The sequence below is a fragment of the Lentzea sp. HUAS12 genome (assembly GCF_024125735.1).
GTDB lineage: Bacteria > Actinomycetota > Actinomycetes > Mycobacteriales > Pseudonocardiaceae > Lentzea > Lentzea albida.
The window spans coordinates 2,061,199-2,077,327 of sequence record NZ_CP099738.1; the positions used below are offsets into that span (position 1 = coordinate 2,061,199).

Below are 16,129 nucleotides of genomic sequence, written 5' to 3' on the forward strand. Positions count from 1 at the left end.
CCCGATGTTCACCGAGCCGCAGCCGGAGTCGGCGATCTCACCTCCCCGCACCGGCCGAGCCGCCCCGCCCACCACCGCAGACGTTCTCCCAGCTCAACACCCCCGGCCACCTCGCCACCGGACGTGCTCCCCGCCACCGCCGGCACGCTCCGGCCGTTATTGGCGCGAACGATTCGCATGGCCTGACTATCCTTGAACCCAAATGGACACCCCGCACGCTGAACTGCACAAACGCCTGCCCGAGCTCATGCCGCGTGATCAACGCAGGCTCGCCAGGCGCCTCGACGGCGCACGCAAGGTCAAGGACCCGCTCGCGCGCAGGAAGATCACCGAGGAGATCGCCGCCCAGATCGATGAGGCCGCGCTCAAGGTCGCGCTGCGCAGGGAGTCCGTCCCGAAGATCAGCTATCCCGCAGAGCTGCCCGTCAGCCAGCGCAAGGACGACATCAAGGACCTGATCGCGCGGCACCAGGTCGTGATCGTCGCCGGCGAGACCGGCTCGGGCAAGACGACGCAGCTGCCGAAGATCTGCCTCGAGCTGGGGCGCGGGATCACCGGTCAGATCGGGCACACCCAGCCGCGTCGCATCGCAGCGCGCACGGTCGCGGAGCGCGTCGCCGAGGAACTGGGCACCAAGCTCGGTGACACGATCGGGTACAAGGTCCGGTTCACCGACCAGTCCGGGGACGAGACGCTGGTCAAGCTCATGACCGACGGCATCCTGCTCGCCGAGATCCAGACCGACCGCGAGCTGTCCCGCTACGACACGATCATCATCGACGAGGCCCACGAACGCAGCCTCAACGTCGACTTCCTGCTCGGCTACCTCAAGCAGCTCCTGCCGCGCCGCCCGGACCTCAAGGTCGTCATCACCTCGGCGACGATCGACCCGCAGCGGTTCAGCCAGCACTTCGACAACGCCCCGGTCATCGAGGTCTCCGGCCGCACCTACCCCGTCGAGACCCGCTACCGGCCGCTGGAGGAGGACGACGACCAGACCCAGGGCATCATCAACGCCGTCCACGAACTGCAGGCCGAAGGCCCCGGCGACGTCCTCGTGTTCCTGTCCGGCGAACGCGAGATCCGCGACACCGCCGACGCCCTCAAGGCCGAGGACCTGAAGAACACCGAGATCCTCCCGCTCTACGCGCGGCTGTCCGTGGGCGAGCAGCACCGCGTGTTCCAGCGCCACAGCGGCCGGCGGATCGTGCTGTCCACCAACGTCGCCGAGACCAGCCTCACCGTGCCCGGCATCAAGTACGTCATCGACCCCGGCAACGCGCGCATCTCCCGCTACAGCCACCGCCTCAAGGTCCAGCGCCTGCCCATCGAACCCATCTCCCAGGCGTCGGCGAACCAGCGCAAAGGCCGCTGCGGCCGCGTCAGCGAAGGCATCTGCATCCGCCTGTACTCCGAGGAGGACTTCGAGGCGCGCCCGGAGTTCACCGACGCGGAGATCCTGCGCACCAACCTCGCCAGCGTCATCCTGCAGATGACCAACATCGGCCTCGGCGACGTCGCGAAGTTCCCGTTCATCGACCCGCCCGACAGCCGCAACATCAACGACGGCATCGGCCTGCTGCAGGAACTCGGCGCCATCAACGCCGCCGAGAAGAAGCTCACCCCCACCGGCCGCAAGCTCGCCGCACTGCCGGTCGACCCGCGGCTGGGCCGCATGGTGCTCGAGGCCGACACCACCGGCTGCCTCAAAGAGGTCATGATCATCGCCGCGGCGCTGTCCATCCAGGACCCCCGCGAACGCCCCGCCGACCAGCAGGAGGCGGCGACCCAGCAGCACGCGCGGTTCGTCGACAAAGAATCCGACTTCGTCACGTTCCTCAACCTCTGGCAGTACCTCAAGGAACAGCAGAAGGAACTGTCCGGCAACCAGTTCCGCAAGCGCTGCAAGGCCGAGTTCCTCAACTACCTGCGCGTGCGCGAGTGGCAGGACATCTACCTGCAGCTGCGGCAGGTCGCCAAGCAGATCGGCATGCACCTCAACGACCAGCCCGGCGACCCGCGCAACATCCACATCGCGCTGCTGTCCGGGCTGCTCAGCCACATCGGCGTCAAGGACGTCCTCAAGAAGCAGGCCCCCAACGAGAAACGCCGTCCCATGACGGAGTTCCTCGGCGCCCGCAACGCCAAGTTCGCGATCTTCCCCGGCTCCGCGCTGGCCAAGAAACCACCGCAGTGGGTGATGGCCGCCGAACTCGTCGAGACCAGCCGCCTGTGGGGCCGCATCGTCGCCAAGATCGAACCCGAGTGGGCCGAACGCCTCGGCGAGCACGTCGTCAAACGCCAGTACTCCGAACCGCACTGGGAGACCAAACGCGGCAGCGTCGTCGCGCTGGAGAAGGTGACGCTGTACGGGGTGCCGATCGTCGCCGGCCGCAAGGTCAACTACGGCCGCATCGACCCCGAGTTGTCGCGGGAGCTGTTCATCCGCCACGCCCTGGTGCAGGGGGAGTGGACCACGCACCACCGGTTCTTCCACACCAACCGCGCGATGCTCGAGGAAGTCGGCGAGCTGGAGAACCGGGCCCGGCGCCGTGACATCGTCGTCGACGAGGAGACCCTGTTCGACTTCTACGACAAGCGCGTCGCGCCCGAGGTCGTCTCGGCGCGGCACTTCGACTCGTGGTGGAAGAAGCAGAAGGACAAGAACCAGCTCACCTTCACCAGGGAGATGCTGGTCAACGACCGCGCCGACGTCACGCCCGACGCCTACCCCGACCAGTGGCGCCAGGGCGAGCTCACGCTGCCGCTGAGCTACCACTTCGAGCCCGGCACGAAGAACGACGGCGTCACCGTCCAGCTCCCGCTCCCCGCGCTCACCACCCTGGACGACGACGCGTTCTCCTGGCAGATCCCCGGCCTGCGCCACGACCTCGTCGTCGCCCTCATCCGGTCGCTGCCCAAGCAGATCCGCCGCAACTTCGTGCCCGTCCCCGACGTCGCCACCGCCGTGCTCGCCCGCATCAAGCCCGGTGAGACCAGCCTGCTCGGCGGCGTCGAACGCGAGCTCAAGGCCCTCACCGGCGTCACCGTGCACCGCGAGGACTGGCAGTTCGACGCCGTCCCCGACCACCTCAAGCTCACCTTCCAGGTCGTCGACGAGCACAACCGCACCCTCGCCGAGGGCAAGGACATCGCCGTGCTGAAGGAGAAGCTGCGCGACGAGGTCCGCGAATCGCTCAGCCAGGCCGCCGGCCACCTCGAACGCACCGGCATCACCACCTGGGACTTCGACGCCCTGCCCCAGACGATCGAGCAACGGCAGTCCGGCATCACCGTCACCGCCTACCCGTCCCTGGTCGACCGCGGCGAGAACGTCGCGATCAAGGTCCTCGACACCCCCGGCAGACAGGCCTACGCCCACCGCCGCGGCGTGCGCAGACTCCTGCTGCTCGGCGTCAACTCACCCGTCAAGCACCTGCAGCGCCACCTCGACAACGCCGCCAAGCTCGCCCTGACCCGCAACCCGCACGGCAGTGTCGCCGCGCTGCTCGCGGACTGCATCATGGCCGCCGTCGACCGGCTCATGGGCGACCCCGCCTGGGACGCCAAGGCCTACGCCGCCCAGCTCAAGAAGGTCCAGGCCGCCCTCAACGACACCACCTGGGTCGTCGTGCAGGAGGTCCGCAAGGTCCTCGAAGCCGCCCACCAGGCCGAACTGGCGCTCACCGGCCTCAAGGGCGCACCGGACTCCGCCAACGACATCCGCGCACACCTCAACTCGCTGGTGTACAAGGGTTTCGTGACGCACACCGGCTACGACCGGCTCCCGGACCTCGTGCGCTACCTCAAAGGCATCGCCCGGCGCATCGAGAAGCTGCCCGAGAACCCGCGCCGCGACCTCGACTGGACCAACCAGGTCCACCAGGTCCACGCCGAGTACCGGGAACTGCGCGCCCAGACCCCGGCCGACGAACCCGCGCCCGAGCTCGACGAGATCCGCTGGATGATCGAGGAACTGCGCCTGTCCTACTTCGCCCAGACCATCAAGACCCGCTACACCATCAGCGACAAGCGCATCTACAAAGCGCTCGACGCCGTGCCCCTGTGAGCCGCTACCGTGGAACATGCGCTTCCCCGGGGATTCCACGTGGCAGGTGTCGAGCGGCGACGGGGACACGTTCGCGCTCTACGTCCGTGACGCGCTCGGCATCAGCACCCCCACCGCCGACTCGATCCCGCGCCTGAGCCCGCCGGTGCCGCGCGTGCACGACGTGTACGTGCCCGAGACCTTCGGGTCGGCGTGGGACCGGTGGTGGAGCCAGTCGTTCCTCGCCCGCGGCGCGCAACACGTGCCCAGCCGCTGGCCGGTCGGGCTGCCCGGTGAGGTCCGGGCCGCCTACGAGAACTGGCGGCCCCACGTCCCCGACGTCGCCCCGAAGGCCAGGGAGAACCTCTCCGCGGTGCTCCGCGAGGTCGTCGCGCAGCTCACCGGGGAACTCGGCCGCGAACCGGTGTTCTCGCTGAGCCTCATCGAGATCCCCGTTGAGGGCGAGTTCTGGCGGCGCGTCGGCACGGACACGGTGCTGCTCTCGGAAGAGCTCATGGCCTCACCCCACCTCATCGCGCCGCTGGAGTCGGTGGTCCGCGACCTGCTCCGGTAGGCCGCGGACCACCGGAGCACCTCAGGCGGGGGGCTCCAGCGCGCCGGTCATGATCGCCACCGCGTCCGACATCGACACCGACTTCGGGTCCACCACCGCCTTGCGGCGGCCCAGGCGCTGGATGTGGATGCGGTCGGCGACCTCGAACACGTGCGGCATGTTGTGGCTGATCAGGATCACCGGCAGACCCCGGTCGCGGACCTGCAGGATCAGGTCCAGCACCGCGCGGGACTCCCGCACGCCCAGTGCGGCGGTCGGCTCGTCCATGATCACCACCCGGCTGCCGAACGCCGCCGCGCGCGCCACCGCGACCGCCTGGCGCTGACCGCCCGAGAGGGTCTCCACGGCCTGGCCGGGGTTCTGGATCGTCATGATCCCCAGCGCGTCGAGCTGGCGGCGCGCCTCCTCCCGCATGCCCGTGCGGTCGAGCATGCGGAACACCGAGCCCAGCACGCCGGGACGGCGTCGTTCGCGGCCCAGGAACAGGTTCGCGGCGATGTCGAGCGACGGCGCGACCGCCAGTGACTGGTGCACCGTCTCGATGCCCGCCCGGCGCGCGTCCAGCGGGCTCGGGAACGACACCGGCCGCCCGTCGAGCAGGATCTCGCCCTCGTCCGGGATCACCGCCCCGGACAGGGCCTTGATCAGCGACGACTTGCCGGCGCCGTTGTCGCCGATCACCGCGAGGACCTCGCCCGGCAACAGCTCCAGGTCCGACCCGGCCAGCGCCGTCACCTTGCCGTACCGCTTGACCAGGCCTGTGGCCTGCAGGATCGGGGTGGTCATGCCTTCACCTTCCTGATCCACTGGTCCAGCGACACCGCGACGATGATCAGCACGCCGACCGCCATGGTCTGCCACAGCACGTCCACACCGGCCAGCGCGAGGCCGTTGCGGAACACGCCGACGATCAACGCGCCGATCAGCGACCCCACCACCGCGCCGCGGCCGCCGAACAGCGACGTCCCGCCGATCACGACGGCCGTGATGGAGTCCAGGTTGTCGGTCTGCCCCGCCTGCGGACTCGCCGACGCGATCCGGCCGATCAACGTCCACGCCGCCACCGCGTAGATCAACCCCGCCGTCGCGTACACGCTCAGCAGCACCCGCGCGGTGCGGATCCCGGACAGGCGCGAGGCCTCCAGGTCGTCGCCGGTCGAGTACACGTGCCGGCCCCACGCGGTGTTCTTCAGCACGAACGCCATCACCGCCACCAGCAGCACCAGCAGGATCGAGCCGTAGGTGATGCGCGTGCCGCCGACCGTGAACGTCTGCCCCGTCCACAGCAGCAACGACGGCATGTCCGTGCCGCGGATCGTCGCGCTGCCCGAGTACCAGAGGTTCAGCGCGAAGAACACGTTGAGCGTGCCCAGCGTGACGATGAACGGCGGCAGCTTCAGCCGCGTCACCAGCAGGCCGTTGAGCAGCCCGCACAGCGTGCCGACCAGGAACCCGAGCAGCAGCGCCGGCAGCCCGGGCAGGCCCGTCTCCGCCGCGACCTTCGCCATCACGATCGACGTCAGCACCATGATCGCCCCGCACGACAGGTCGATGCCCGCCGTCAGGATCACGATCGTCTGCCCCACCGCGAGCGTGCCGACCACCGCGACCTGCTGCAGCACCAGCGAGATGTTGCCCGGCGTCAGGAACCTGTCCGACAACAGGGCGAACACCACCACCGACACCAGCAGCACCACCGCCGGGCCGATCGTGGCCTGCGCGTGCAGCAGGTGCTGCACGCGTGTCAGGACGGACCGGTCCCGTTCCTCCACCACGGTCATGGCTCAGCCCCAGCAGTTCTGCAGGCCGAACGCCGAGTCCTTGGACTCCACTCCGTCGGCGGGCTGGTCGGTGATGAGCGTGACGCCGGTGTCGGTGTTCTGCGGCTTCGAGCCGTCCTTCGCGAACTTCGTGACCGCTTCCACGCCGAGCTGCGCCATCTTCAGCGGGTACTGCTGCGACGTCGCCCCGATCACCCCGGCCTTGACGTTGTTCACGCCCGGACAGCCGCCGTCGACCGACACGATCACGACGTCCTTCTCCTTGCCCGCCGCCTTCAACGCTTCGTACGCGCCCGCCGCGGCCGGCTCGTTGATCGTGTACACGAGGTTGATCGCCGGGTCCTTCTGCAGCAGGTTTTCCATCGCCGTGCGCCCACCCGCGGGGTCACCGTCGGTCACATCGTGTCCCACGATCCGGGGATCGGACTCGTCACCGATGCGGTTCTTGTCCTTCACATCGACGCCGAAGCCCTCCAGGAACCCCTGGTCGCGCTGCACGTCCACCGACACCTGGTTCGGGTTGAGGTCCAGCAGCGCGATCTTGGCCTGCTTGCCCTCCTTCGCGAACTTCGCCTTCGCCCACTGCCCGATCAGCAGCCCGGCCTTGTAGTTGTCGGTCGCGAACGTCGCGTCGGCGGCGTTCGCGGGTTCCAGCTGCGTGTCCAGGGCGATCACCAGCAGGCCCGCCGCCCGCGCCTTGTCCACCGACGGCACGATCGCCTTCGAGTCGCTCGGCGTGATCAGAATGCCCTTCGCGCCCGAGGCGATCAGGTTCTCGATCGCGTCGACCTGCGTCTGGTTGTCGCCGTCCTGCTTGCCCGCGAACGACTGCACCGTCGCGCCCGACGACGACGCAGCCTGCTGCGCGCCCTCTTTCATCTTCACGAAGAACGGGTTCGTGTCCGTCTTCGTGACCAGCCCGACCAGTGTCGACCCGCCGCCGGACGAGCCACCACCTCCGCACGCGGTGAGCACGAGCAACGCCGCTGCGCTGACAACCCCGACCGTTCTGCGCATGACAACTCCTACGTCAACGTTGACGTAACCAGCACTCCGCAGTCTCACCGTGAGTAACGGAAGAGCAGCTACGTGTGGACTCAATCGGGTATACCGTTTACGTCATCGTTGACGCAAGAGTCCAAAGGACGTGGCCATGGACCCCGCAGCGGGCAGACGCGAACCCACCATGCGCGATGTCGCCGCGCTCGCGAAGGTCAGCACCAAGACCGTGTCGCGGGTGATCAACGGCCTGCCCGGTGCCGGGGCCGAGGTCACCGAACGCGTCCGCGACGCCGCCCGCACCCTGGGCTACCGGCCCAACCTCACCGCCAGCAGCCTGCGCCGCTCCGACCGCCGCAGCGCCACCATCGGCGTGCTGTTCGAAGACCTCTCCAACCCCTTCGACGCGGCCCTGCTGCGCGCCGTCGAGGACCGCGCCCGCCACAGCAGCGTCCTCGTCCTCGCCGGCAGCAGCGAGGACGACCACACCCAGCAACGCGAACTGCTCGTCTCGCTGTCCGCGCGCCGCGTCGACGGCCTCGTCGTCATGGCCGCCGGCGGCCACCAGGACGCCCTGCAGCACGAACGCGAACGCGGCACCCCGATGGTGCTCGTCGACCGGCCGCCCACCTTCGGCGCCACCGACTGCGTCACCACCACCAACCGCGCCAGCTCCCGCGACGCCGTCGGGCACCTGGCCGCGCTCGGCCACCGCGACATCGCGTTCCTCGGCGACCGCCGCACCCTGTGGACCAGCCAGGAGCGCTACGCCGGCTACGTGGAGGGCCTCGCGCACGCCGGAGTGCCGTTGCGCGGCGAACTCGTGCGCACCGACCTGCACGGCGAGGACCTCGCCGCGGCCGCCACCACCGCGCTGCTCGACCTCGACCGGCCGCCCACCGCGCTGTTCACCGCCCAGAACCTCGTCACCGTCGGCGCCCAGCGCGTGCTGCGCGAGCGCGGCCTGCACCACCGCGTCGCCGTCATCGGCTTCGACGACTTCCCGCTCGCCGACCTGCTCGACCCCGGCATCACCGTCGTGCGCCAGGACGTCCCCGGCCTCGGCCGCAAAGCCGCTGACCTCGTCCTGGCCCGCATCGACGGCGACACCTCACCACCAGTGCACGCCGTCGTCCCCTCGGCGCTCGTGCACCGCGGCTCCGGCGAGATCGCGCCTAGCTGACCGACACGATCGCGTCGACCACCCGCGGCCCCGAGTTCAGCACCTCGTCGTTGTGGTCCGCGTCCGCGATCTCGACCAGCGTCGCCCGTGCCGCCGTCGCCACCTCGCGGCTCTGCGCGGCGGGCACGACCGAGTCCCGCGTGCCCAGCACCACCACGGTCGGGACGTCCACAGCGGACACCCGCTCCACCACCGGGTACTTGTCCTGCAACAACATCCGCACCGGAAGCCACGGGTAGTGGTGCGACCCGACCGCCGCCAGCGACGTGAACGGCGACCGCAGCACCAGGCCCTTCGGCGCCCGGAACGTCGCGAGCTCCGCCGCCACCGCCGCCCCCAGCGACTCGCCGAAGTACACGACCGGCCCGTCGATCAGGTCCAGCGCCGCCCGCGCGTCGTAGGTCAGGCCCTCCTCCGACGGCGTGCCCGGGTTGCCGCCGTAGCCGCGGTAGTCGAACAGCAGCACCGACAACCCGCGCGCCGTCAGCCCCCGCGCGAGCGACAGCCGCCCGGACCGGTTGCCGCCGTTGCCGGGGAACACGATGACCGTCGCCGGTGCCTCGGGCAGTTCGAAGTGCCAGCCGTCGAGCATCAGGCCGTCCGCCGTGACCAGCCGGACGTCCCGGCCGCCGGGCATCGCCTCGTCCGCCGAGGGCAGCGGGCCGGGTTCGGGGAAGTACACGAGCTTGCGCTGGAAGGTGAAGACCACGGCGACGATGGTGACAACCACCGCGACCGCGATCAACACCGCCCTGCGCATGAGGCCATCATGAGGCCTGGTAACAGAAGGTGACAGAGCACCGACTCAAGGGCTGTGCACCTCGTACTCTCGACCGACGACCCCGCCGACCTCGAATCCCTGCACACCTGGCTCGACGGCGACCCGGAGATCGCCGTGCGCAAGCACAGCGCCACACCACGCCCCGGCGAGCTCGGCGCCCTCAGCGACGCCCTCGTCATCTCCGTGGGCAGCGGCGGCGCCCTGACCGTGCTGATCGCCACCCTGCGCGGCTTCCTGCAGCAACCACGCCGTTCCAAGGTCAAGATCTCCGTGCGCCGCACCGTGGAGGGCGAGGTCACCGCCGAGATCGACGCCGACCGCGTCGCCGCGGCCGACGTGGAAGCGATGCTGGCCCGGATCCTCGACAAGGACTGACCGTCGTGGCCGGCACGAAGGTCGTCCTGCTCGGCACCTCCCAGTACACCGACGACCGCCTCCCGCCCATCCCCGTCGTGGGGCGATGCCTCGACGACCTGCGCCGCGTCTTCACCGACCCCGCCACCGGGCTCGCCGCCCCCGGCGACTGCACCGTCCTGCGCGACGCCTCCTCGATGCCCGTCCTCGGCCGCGAGCTCACCACGGCCATGTCCGGTGCCGAGGACCTGCTGGTCGTCTACTACGTCGGCCACGGCATCGTCGGCCGCCGCCACGAGCTCTACCTCGGCATGCGCGACAGCGACCCCGACGACCCCGCCTTCGGGTCCCTGTCCTACGTGTCGCTGCGCGACCGCGTCCTCGACAGCACCGCCAAGACCAAGATCGTGGTGCTGGACTGCTGCTACTCCGGCCGCGCCATGGGCGAACCGATGGCCGACCCCGTCACCGCCGTCCTGGGCCAGCTCGACATCGACGGCACCTACCTGCTCACCTCCGCCCAGCGCGACCAGGTCGCCCTCGTCCTGCCCGGCGAACCGCACACCGCCTTCACCGGCCGCCTGCTGCGCGTGCTGGAACGCGGCATCCCCGGCGGAGCCGACCACCTGACGATCGACGACCTCTACCGGCAGCTCACCGCCGTCATGAACAGCGAAGGCCTGCCGCGGCCGCAGAAACGCGGTACCTACACCGCCGACCGGTTCCGCATCGCCCCGAACAGGGCGGCCCGGGCCACCCCGGAAGCGCTGGATGAGGAGTTCGCGACCCTCGTGCACCGCGCACGCACCAACGGGTACGCCACGGTGCTGCACGAGCTGCGCGCACTGCTCGCCACCCAACGCGCGCTGCACGGCGACGACCACGTGACCTGCCTGCGCACGGGCCAGCACCTCGCACTCGCGGTCGGCGCGTCGGGCGATCCGGAACAGGCCCTGTCCTCGTTGCGCACGATGCTGGAGCACCCCGCGCCCGTCGCCGACACCCTGCGCACCCGGCAGTTCATCGCGGCGACCCTGCTCGCCCTGGGACGCACCGGCGAAGCCCTGCGCGGCCTGCGGACCCTGCTGCCCGACCGGCGCCGGGTCCTCGGTCCCGACCACGACGAGACCCTGCGCACCCAGCACCTGCTCGCCCGCGCGGCCGCGATGACCGGTGCGACCGACGAAGCGATCTCGCTGCTCACCGAACTGGCCTCCCGCGCGGACTGCGACAGGCTGACAGCCATCCGCGTCCGGCAGGACCTCGCCCTGCTCACCGACGACGAGGCACGCGATGGAACCTGACCTGTTCGACGACCGCGCCCGCCAGGTCCTCGACGCCGCCCAGCAGGAGGCTCGACGACGACGCCAGGTCTTCGTCGGCCCGGAACACCTGCTGCTCGCGCTGATCAGCGAGAGGGACGGCTTCACGCTCTCGGTCCTCGCGCGGATGCAGGTCACGGTGGAGGCCGCCCGCACGGCACTGGACCGCGCGGCAGGGCACGGGCGAGCCTCCCGCGCGGGGCGGCTGCCCTTCACCTCACGGTGCGAGGAGGTGCTGCACTGCGCCCTCGACGAGGCCCGCAGGGCGGTGCGCGACCGCGCCGGACCGGAGCACGTCCTGCTCGGCATCGTCCGCGACCAGCAGAACGCCGCCGCACAGGTCCTCACCGGACTCGGCTGCCCCGGCCTGCACACGCTGCGCACGATGGCCGCCCCGTCCGCCGGCGCGATCACCGTCCAGGTGTCCAGCGGCTCCGGTCTCGAAGCCGCCCTCGACGCCGCGTTCGGACCCGCGATCCCGCGCGTGTGCGGCAGGCAGCGGGAGATCCAGCGCGTCGCGCGGACCCTGAGCAGGCAGCACCGCAACAACCCCGTGCTGATCGGCGAACCCGGCGTCGGCCGCAAGAGCGTCGTCGCGGGCTTCGCCGAGGCGTTGGCCGCGGGCCAGGTGACGCCGGTGCTCCGGGACAGACGGGTGCACCGGCTCACCGGTCAGGAGACCGCCGGAATACCGCCGCGGTCCATCCTGTACGTGGACGACCTGCGCGACGCCGGAGCCCACCTCGTCAACGCGATCACCAGCGGCCGGTGGCAGGTCCTCAGCATCGCCACCCCGGAGTCGTTCGCCGCACTGGACCCGGCCCTGGCACGGTGGTTGCAACCCATTCCGGTCGCGGAGATGGACGAGGCCACCGCCCTGGAGGTGCTGCACGGCCTGCGCGACCGCATGCAGAGCCATCACGGACTGTCGATCACCGACGGGGCCCTGGCGCAGGTGGTGCACTCCGCCCGGCTCCGCGTCACCACGAGCCCGCTGCCGGGCAGCGCGATCGACCTGCTCGACGAGGTCTGCGCCCGCAGCCACCCGCTCGGCGCCGCACCGGACGGGCCGGTCACCGTCACCGAGACGACCGTCACCGGTGTGCTGGACGACGTCCTCGCGGAGTCGTACCTCCCGCCGCCCCGCACCACCACGCGCACATCGGCGGTGCCCGACCCCTTCGCGCGCTCCGACGCGGACGTGTGGATGATCAGCTGAGCGTGCGGGAGAACAGCGCCAGCAGCTCCGTCCAGTGCCGCTCCGCCGCCTCCGCGTTGTAGGCGGCGGTGTCGGCCTGCGTGTAGCCGTGGTGCGCGCCCGCGTACACCTCGCACCGGTGCGTCACACCGGCCTCGGTCAGCGCCTTCTCCAGCCGCTCGACCTGCTCCGGCGGCATGGCGGCGTCCTGGTCGGCGTGCGCGAAGTACAGCTCCGCCGTGACCTTCCCGGCCAGCAGGTGCGGGCTGTCGTCCGCCTCCGACGCCAGGTACGCGCCGTGGAACCCGGCCGCGGCCGCCACCCGGTCCGGGTAGGTGCCCGCCGTGCGCAACGCCAGGCCCGCGCCCATGCAGTAGCCCGTGATGCCCACCGGGCCGTCCGTCGTGAGCGGCGAGTCGGCCAGGAAACGCAGGTACGCGCCGGCGTCGTTCATCAACGCCTCCGGCGTCAGCGACCGCATCAGCGGCCCGATCTTCTCGAACAGGCCGGGCCGGGCCGCCGGGTCGATGAACTCCGGCAGGTCGAACACCGGGGAGCGGCCCGCGCGGTAGAAGACGCTGGGCACCAGCACCACGTAGCCGGCCTCGGCGAGGCGGTCGGCCATCTTCTCCAGGTGCGGGCGCAGACCGAAGGCGTCCATGTAGAACAGGACCGCGGGGAACGGGCCGTCGCCGCCGGGACGCGCCAGGTAGGCGTCCGCGGTGCCGTCCTCGGTGGTCACGTCCACGGTGGTGCCGGGCATCAACAGGGTCCTTCCGGATCGACTACGACGCCGGTGCGAACGGCACCAGCACGACGGTGATGTTGTCGTGACCGCCCGCGTCCAGCGCGACCTTCACGAACTCCTCCGGCCCGCACGGCAGCAGCGGCTGCAGGTCCTCGGGCTCGGGCTTGTAGTTGTGCAGGCCGTCCGAGCACAGCAGGAACACGCCGGGCGAGGTCGGCTGCAGCGTCACGACCTGCGGCACCACCTGGCCCGCGTCCGCGCCGATCCACCGCGACAGCACGTGCGCGCGGCGGTCCGTGCGGGCCTGCTCCTCGGTCAGCACGCCCTCGGCGACCAGCTGCGCCGCCCACGTGTCGTCCGCGGTGAGCTGCTTCGAGCCCTCGTCCGACAGCCAGTAGGCGCGCGAGTCGCCGACCCAGCCGATCGTCACCGACGACTCCGTGACCAGCGCGGAGACGAACGTGCACGACGGGGCGACGCCCCGGCCGCCCGGTTCCAGCGGCTCGTCCTCCACCAGCTTCTCCACAGCCGAGCAGGACGCGGCGACCGCGTCCACCATGGCCTGTTCGGGATCCGCGGTGTCGATCAGGGCGTTGAGCAGCACGTCCACGGCGGCGTCGGCGGCGGCCTGCGAGGCCTGCTCGGCGCGTTCGGAAGAGGCCACGCCGTCGCAGACGACGGCGGCGACACCCTTGCCCGCGACGTGGCCGAACGCCATCGAGTCCTCGTTGCGGGCCCGCCGCTTGCCGCGGTCGCTCACCCCGGACACCGCGCCGAGCGCGTACTCGACCCGGTCGCGCGCCGACGGCTGGTGCCGGCCGCACTGGGTGCAGTAGTCCTCGTCATCGATGTCCGGCGACCCGCACAGGATGCACGAGGCCTGCGCGGGACCGGTCGGTCCGCCCAGCGGCGTGCGGCGGACCAGCAGGTTGCGTCCGCACGCCTCGCAGAACCGGTCCTCCGCCGCGACGGGCGCGAAGCACTCCGGGCACTTCAGGGTGTCCATCAAACCAACGTCCTAGGCCTTACCGCGTTCGCGCGGTCCACCAATGCGATCCGTTCCTCCGGCGTGGCCGCGAACCGGGCCAGCGTGCGGTAGCGACGCTCCAGACCCAGCCGAAGTTCGTGTTCGGAGAGTGCACAGTCCAGCACCTGGCCCTCGGCGGCCTGATTGCGGGTCACGTAGTCGTACGCCGCCTCCAGCACCTCCGCCGACAGCTGCGTGCGCGAATGCACGTCGATGTCCAAGGCGCGCAACCGTTCCCCGGCCGCGACGAGGTCCTCGGCAGCGCAGTCGCCGAGCTGCGCGCGCACCGCCGCGATCTGCGCCGGCAGATGTTGCGACGACGTGTCGGGCACCGACAGCAGCACCTCGACGGCCCGCGCCCGGTCCCCGCACTCCAGCAGCACCCGCGCCAGCCCGAACGCCGCCGACACGTACGCGTGGTCGGTGCGCCACACCAGCTCGTACCAGCCGACCGCGCCCTTGAGGTCGCCGACGGCCTCCGCGCACACGCCCAGCGCGAGCTTGGGCGCGGCCTCGCCCGGGATCGCCGAGCAGACCGCGTCGAAGAAGCCCAGCGCGTCCTGCGCCCGTCCGTCGACCAGCGCCGCGAGACCCCGGTACCAGTCGGGCCGCCAGTCCTCGGCGGGGTCGAGCTCCGGCTCGTCGAACATCGACGGCGCCGTCAGCGTCCCCAGCTCGAGCAGCGCCGCCTCGGTGTCGCCGGACTCGATCAGCACCCGCACGATCCGCAGCCGCACCTCCACCGTCAGCTCCGGTGCCTTGCGCAGGCCCGCCGGGTCCGACGTCGTCGCCGTCGCGAGCCACGACGCCGCGGCGTCGGAGGTGTTCACCGACGGCGCGGGCAACGCGACCGCGACCTCGCGCAGGTCCAGGGCGCCCTCCACGCCGAACCGGCGGCGTTCCGGCGTGAACTGCCGCGACAGCCCCGGCCTCGGCACGCCGTCCTCGATCGCCAGCACCTCGCGCAGCACCCCGGTGAGCTGCTCGGCCATGTCCTCGGCCGAGGAGAACCGCAGCTCCGGGTTCGGGTTCGTCGCGCGCAGCAGCAGCCGGTGGAACGAGGTGAACCGGCCCAGCAGCGGCTCCTCGTCCACCGTCGGCAGCCGGTCCTTGCAGGTGCCGCGGAAGTCGAACGGGAAGCTCATCACCGCCAGCGCGCGCCCGACCGTGTAGATGTCGGAGAACACCGACGGCCCGATCGTGCCGATCTCCGGCGCTTGGTAGCCGACCGTGCCGTAGATGGGGGAGTGGTGGTCGTCGATGCGCCGCACCGCGCCCAGGTCGATCAGCTTGAGCTGCTCCTCGGTGTGGATCATGTTGTCGGGCTTGAAGTCGCAGTACAGCAGGCCCACGCCGTGCAGGTAGCCGACTGCGGGCAGGATCTCCAGCACGTAGGCGATGGCCTGCGCGAGCGGCAGCGCCTCGTCGCCGCGGCCCTCCCGGCGCCGGTGCGTGATCATGTCCTTGATCGACTCGCCGCCGACGTACTCCATCACGATGTACTCGACGAGCTTCTCGCTCACGCGGCTCTCGTGCCGGATGAAGTTGTGGATCTTCACGATGTTCGGGTGCTCGACCTCGGCGAGGAACCGCCGCTCCGCGAGCGCCGCCGCCATCGCGTCGGCGTCACCCGAGTCGAGCAGGCCTTTCAGCACCACCCACCGGTCGCTCACCGCGTGGTCCAGCGCCAGGTACAGCCAGCCCAGGCCGCCGTGCGCCAGGCACCCCAGCACCTCGTACTGGTCGTGCAGCACCTCACCCGGTTCGAGCTTCGGCGTGAACGAGTAGGCGTGCCCGCACTGCGGGCAGAACCCCTCCACCCGGCCCTGCTTGCCGTCCTTGGCCCGCCCGACCTTCTTGCCGCACTTCGAGCAGAACCGCTTCGCCTCCGGGACCTCGGGGTTCTCCAGCACCGCGGTCTTCGGGTCGCGGTAGGGGATCCGGGGCACCTCGACCAGGCCCGCGCCGAGCCGGCCGCGGCTCATCGACCGCGCACTGCCGCGGCGCGCCCGTGCCGACGCCGACCGCGTCACCTCCTGCGACGCCGACCAGGGCGCGGTGCCCGGCGCCGTCGACGGCCCTGTCTCCGGCAACTCGTCACTCATCGAGGCCCC

The 16,129-nt window shown here is 70.9% G+C and carries 13 protein-coding genes; 6 read left to right on the top strand and 7 right to left on the bottom strand.

The window, feature by feature from the left end:
- Positions 1-202 precede the first annotated feature (202 nt).
- Positions 203-4,069, top strand: coding sequence for an ATP-dependent RNA helicase HrpA (gene hrpA / locus ND450_RS08755; protein ID WP_253325638.1), 3,867 nt, complete (start codon positions 203-205; stop codon positions 4,067-4,069).
- 16 nt (positions 4,070-4,085) lie between these two features.
- A complete protein-coding gene (locus ND450_RS08760) occupies positions 4,086-4,622 on the top strand; it encodes a hypothetical protein (RefSeq protein WP_253325639.1) in 537 nt (178 codons plus the stop codon).
- A 21-nt stretch (positions 4,623-4,643) separates the two neighbouring features.
- On the opposite strand, the gene ND450_RS08765 is transcribed toward ND450_RS08760, so the two are convergent.
- Genes ND450_RS08765 through ND450_RS08775 form a run of 3 tightly spaced genes read right to left on the bottom strand, consistent with a single transcriptional unit; the run spans position 4,644 to position 7,420 of the window.
- Positions 4,644-5,408: an ATP-binding cassette domain-containing protein gene (locus tag ND450_RS08765; protein WP_089926494.1), complete on the bottom strand. Its 765-nt coding sequence runs from the start codon at positions 5,406-5,408 to the stop codon at positions 4,644-4,646.
- Positions 5,405-6,403, bottom strand: a complete 999-nt coding sequence (locus ND450_RS08770) for an ABC transporter permease (protein WP_253325640.1) — start codon at positions 6,401-6,403, stop codon at positions 5,405-5,407. Before ND450_RS08770 ends, ND450_RS08765 begins: the two co-directional genes overlap by 4 nt.
- A gap of 3 nt (positions 6,404-6,406) precedes the next feature.
- A complete protein-coding gene (locus tag ND450_RS08775) occupies positions 6,407-7,420 on the bottom strand; it encodes a sugar ABC transporter substrate-binding protein (protein WP_253325641.1) in 1,014 nt (337 codons plus the stop codon).
- Between the two features lie 136 nt (positions 7,421-7,556).
- Between ND450_RS08775 and ND450_RS08780 the strand changes: the two genes are divergently transcribed.
- A complete protein-coding gene (locus tag ND450_RS08780; RefSeq protein WP_253325642.1) occupies positions 7,557-8,585 on the top strand; it encodes a LacI family DNA-binding transcriptional regulator in 1,029 nt (342 codons plus the stop codon).
- On the opposite strand, the gene ND450_RS08785 is transcribed toward ND450_RS08780, so the two are convergent.
- Entirely contained in the window at positions 8,578-9,345 is a 768-nt protein-coding gene (locus ND450_RS08785) for an alpha/beta hydrolase (RefSeq protein WP_253325643.1), read from the bottom strand. The two genes, ND450_RS08780 and ND450_RS08785, sit on opposite strands and share 8 nt — an antisense overlap.
- A gap of 54 nt (positions 9,346-9,399) precedes the next feature.
- Between ND450_RS08785 and ND450_RS08790 the strand changes: the two genes are divergently transcribed.
- Genes ND450_RS08790 through ND450_RS08800 form a run of 3 tightly spaced genes read left to right on the top strand, consistent with a single transcriptional unit; the run spans position 9,400 to position 12,261 of the window.
- Positions 9,400-9,741: a hypothetical protein gene (locus tag ND450_RS08790; protein WP_253325644.1), complete on the top strand. Its 342-nt coding sequence runs from the start codon at positions 9,400-9,402 to the stop codon at positions 9,739-9,741.
- Between the two features lie 5 nt (positions 9,742-9,746).
- On the top strand, positions 9,747-11,024 hold the full coding sequence (locus ND450_RS08795; protein ID WP_253325645.1) for a caspase domain-containing protein: 1,278 nt from the start codon (positions 9,747-9,749) through the stop codon (positions 11,022-11,024).
- A complete protein-coding gene (locus ND450_RS08800; protein WP_253325646.1) occupies positions 11,014-12,261 on the top strand; it encodes a Clp protease N-terminal domain-containing protein in 1,248 nt (415 codons plus the stop codon). The genes ND450_RS08795 and ND450_RS08800 overlap by 11 nt, the downstream gene beginning before the upstream one ends.
- Here the strand turns inward: ND450_RS08800 and ND450_RS08805 are convergent.
- Genes ND450_RS08805 through ND450_RS08815 form a run of 3 tightly spaced genes read right to left on the bottom strand, consistent with a single transcriptional unit; the run spans position 12,254 to position 16,120 of the window.
- Positions 12,254-13,003 carry a dienelactone hydrolase family protein gene (locus tag ND450_RS08805; RefSeq protein WP_253325647.1) on the bottom strand — a complete coding sequence of 250 codons (750 nt, stop codon included), beginning with the start codon at positions 13,001-13,003 and terminating at the stop codon, positions 12,254-12,256. The two genes, ND450_RS08800 and ND450_RS08805, sit on opposite strands and share 8 nt — an antisense overlap.
- A gap of 22 nt (positions 13,004-13,025) precedes the next feature.
- Positions 13,026-13,994 carry a PP2C family serine/threonine-protein phosphatase gene (locus ND450_RS08810; RefSeq protein WP_089920870.1) on the bottom strand — a complete coding sequence of 323 codons (969 nt, stop codon included), beginning with the start codon at positions 13,992-13,994 and terminating at the stop codon, positions 13,026-13,028.
- Complete coding sequence (locus ND450_RS08815) at positions 13,994-16,120, bottom strand: serine/threonine-protein kinase (RefSeq protein WP_253325648.1); 2,127 nt, start codon at positions 16,118-16,120, stop codon at positions 13,994-13,996. Before ND450_RS08815 ends, ND450_RS08810 begins: the two co-directional genes overlap by 1 nt.
- Between the last annotated feature and the right edge of the window lie 9 nt (positions 16,121-16,129).

Bases quoted from the DNA above. Each gene is read 5' to 3' on its own strand.
- ND450_RS08775 (WP_253325641.1), bottom strand. From the start codon at position 7,420: ATGCGCAGAACGGTCGGGGTTGTCAGCGCAGCGGCGTTGCTCGTGCTC.
- ND450_RS08780 (WP_253325642.1), top strand. From the start codon at position 7,557: ATGGACCCCGCAGCGGGCAGACGCGAACCCACCATGCGCGATGTCGCC.
- ND450_RS08770 (WP_253325640.1), bottom strand. From the start codon at position 6,403: ATGACCGTGGTGGAGGAACGGGACCGGTCCGTCCTGACACGCGTGCAG.
- ND450_RS08800 (WP_253325646.1), top strand. From the start codon at position 11,014: ATGGAACCTGACCTGTTCGACGACCGCGCCCGCCAGGTCCTCGACGCC.
- ND450_RS08810 (WP_089920870.1), bottom strand. From the start codon at position 13,994: ATGGACACCCTGAAGTGCCCGGAGTGCTTCGCGCCCGTCGCGGCGGAG.
- ND450_RS08805 (WP_253325647.1), bottom strand. From the start codon at position 13,003: ATGCCCGGCACCACCGTGGACGTGACCACCGAGGACGGCACCGCGGAC.
- ND450_RS08760 (WP_253325639.1), top strand. From the start codon at position 4,086: ATGCGCTTCCCCGGGGATTCCACGTGGCAGGTGTCGAGCGGCGACGGG.
- hrpA (WP_253325638.1), top strand. From the start codon at position 203: ATGGACACCCCGCACGCTGAACTGCACAAACGCCTGCCCGAGCTCATG.
- ND450_RS08815 (WP_253325648.1), bottom strand. From the start codon at position 16,120: ATGAGTGACGAGTTGCCGGAGACAGGGCCGTCGACGGCGCCGGGCACC.
- ND450_RS08785 (WP_253325643.1), bottom strand. From the start codon at position 9,345: ATGCGCAGGGCGGTGTTGATCGCGGTCGCGGTGGTTGTCACCATCGTC.
- ND450_RS08765 (WP_089926494.1), bottom strand. From the start codon at position 5,408: ATGACCACCCCGATCCTGCAGGCCACAGGCCTGGTCAAGCGGTACGGC.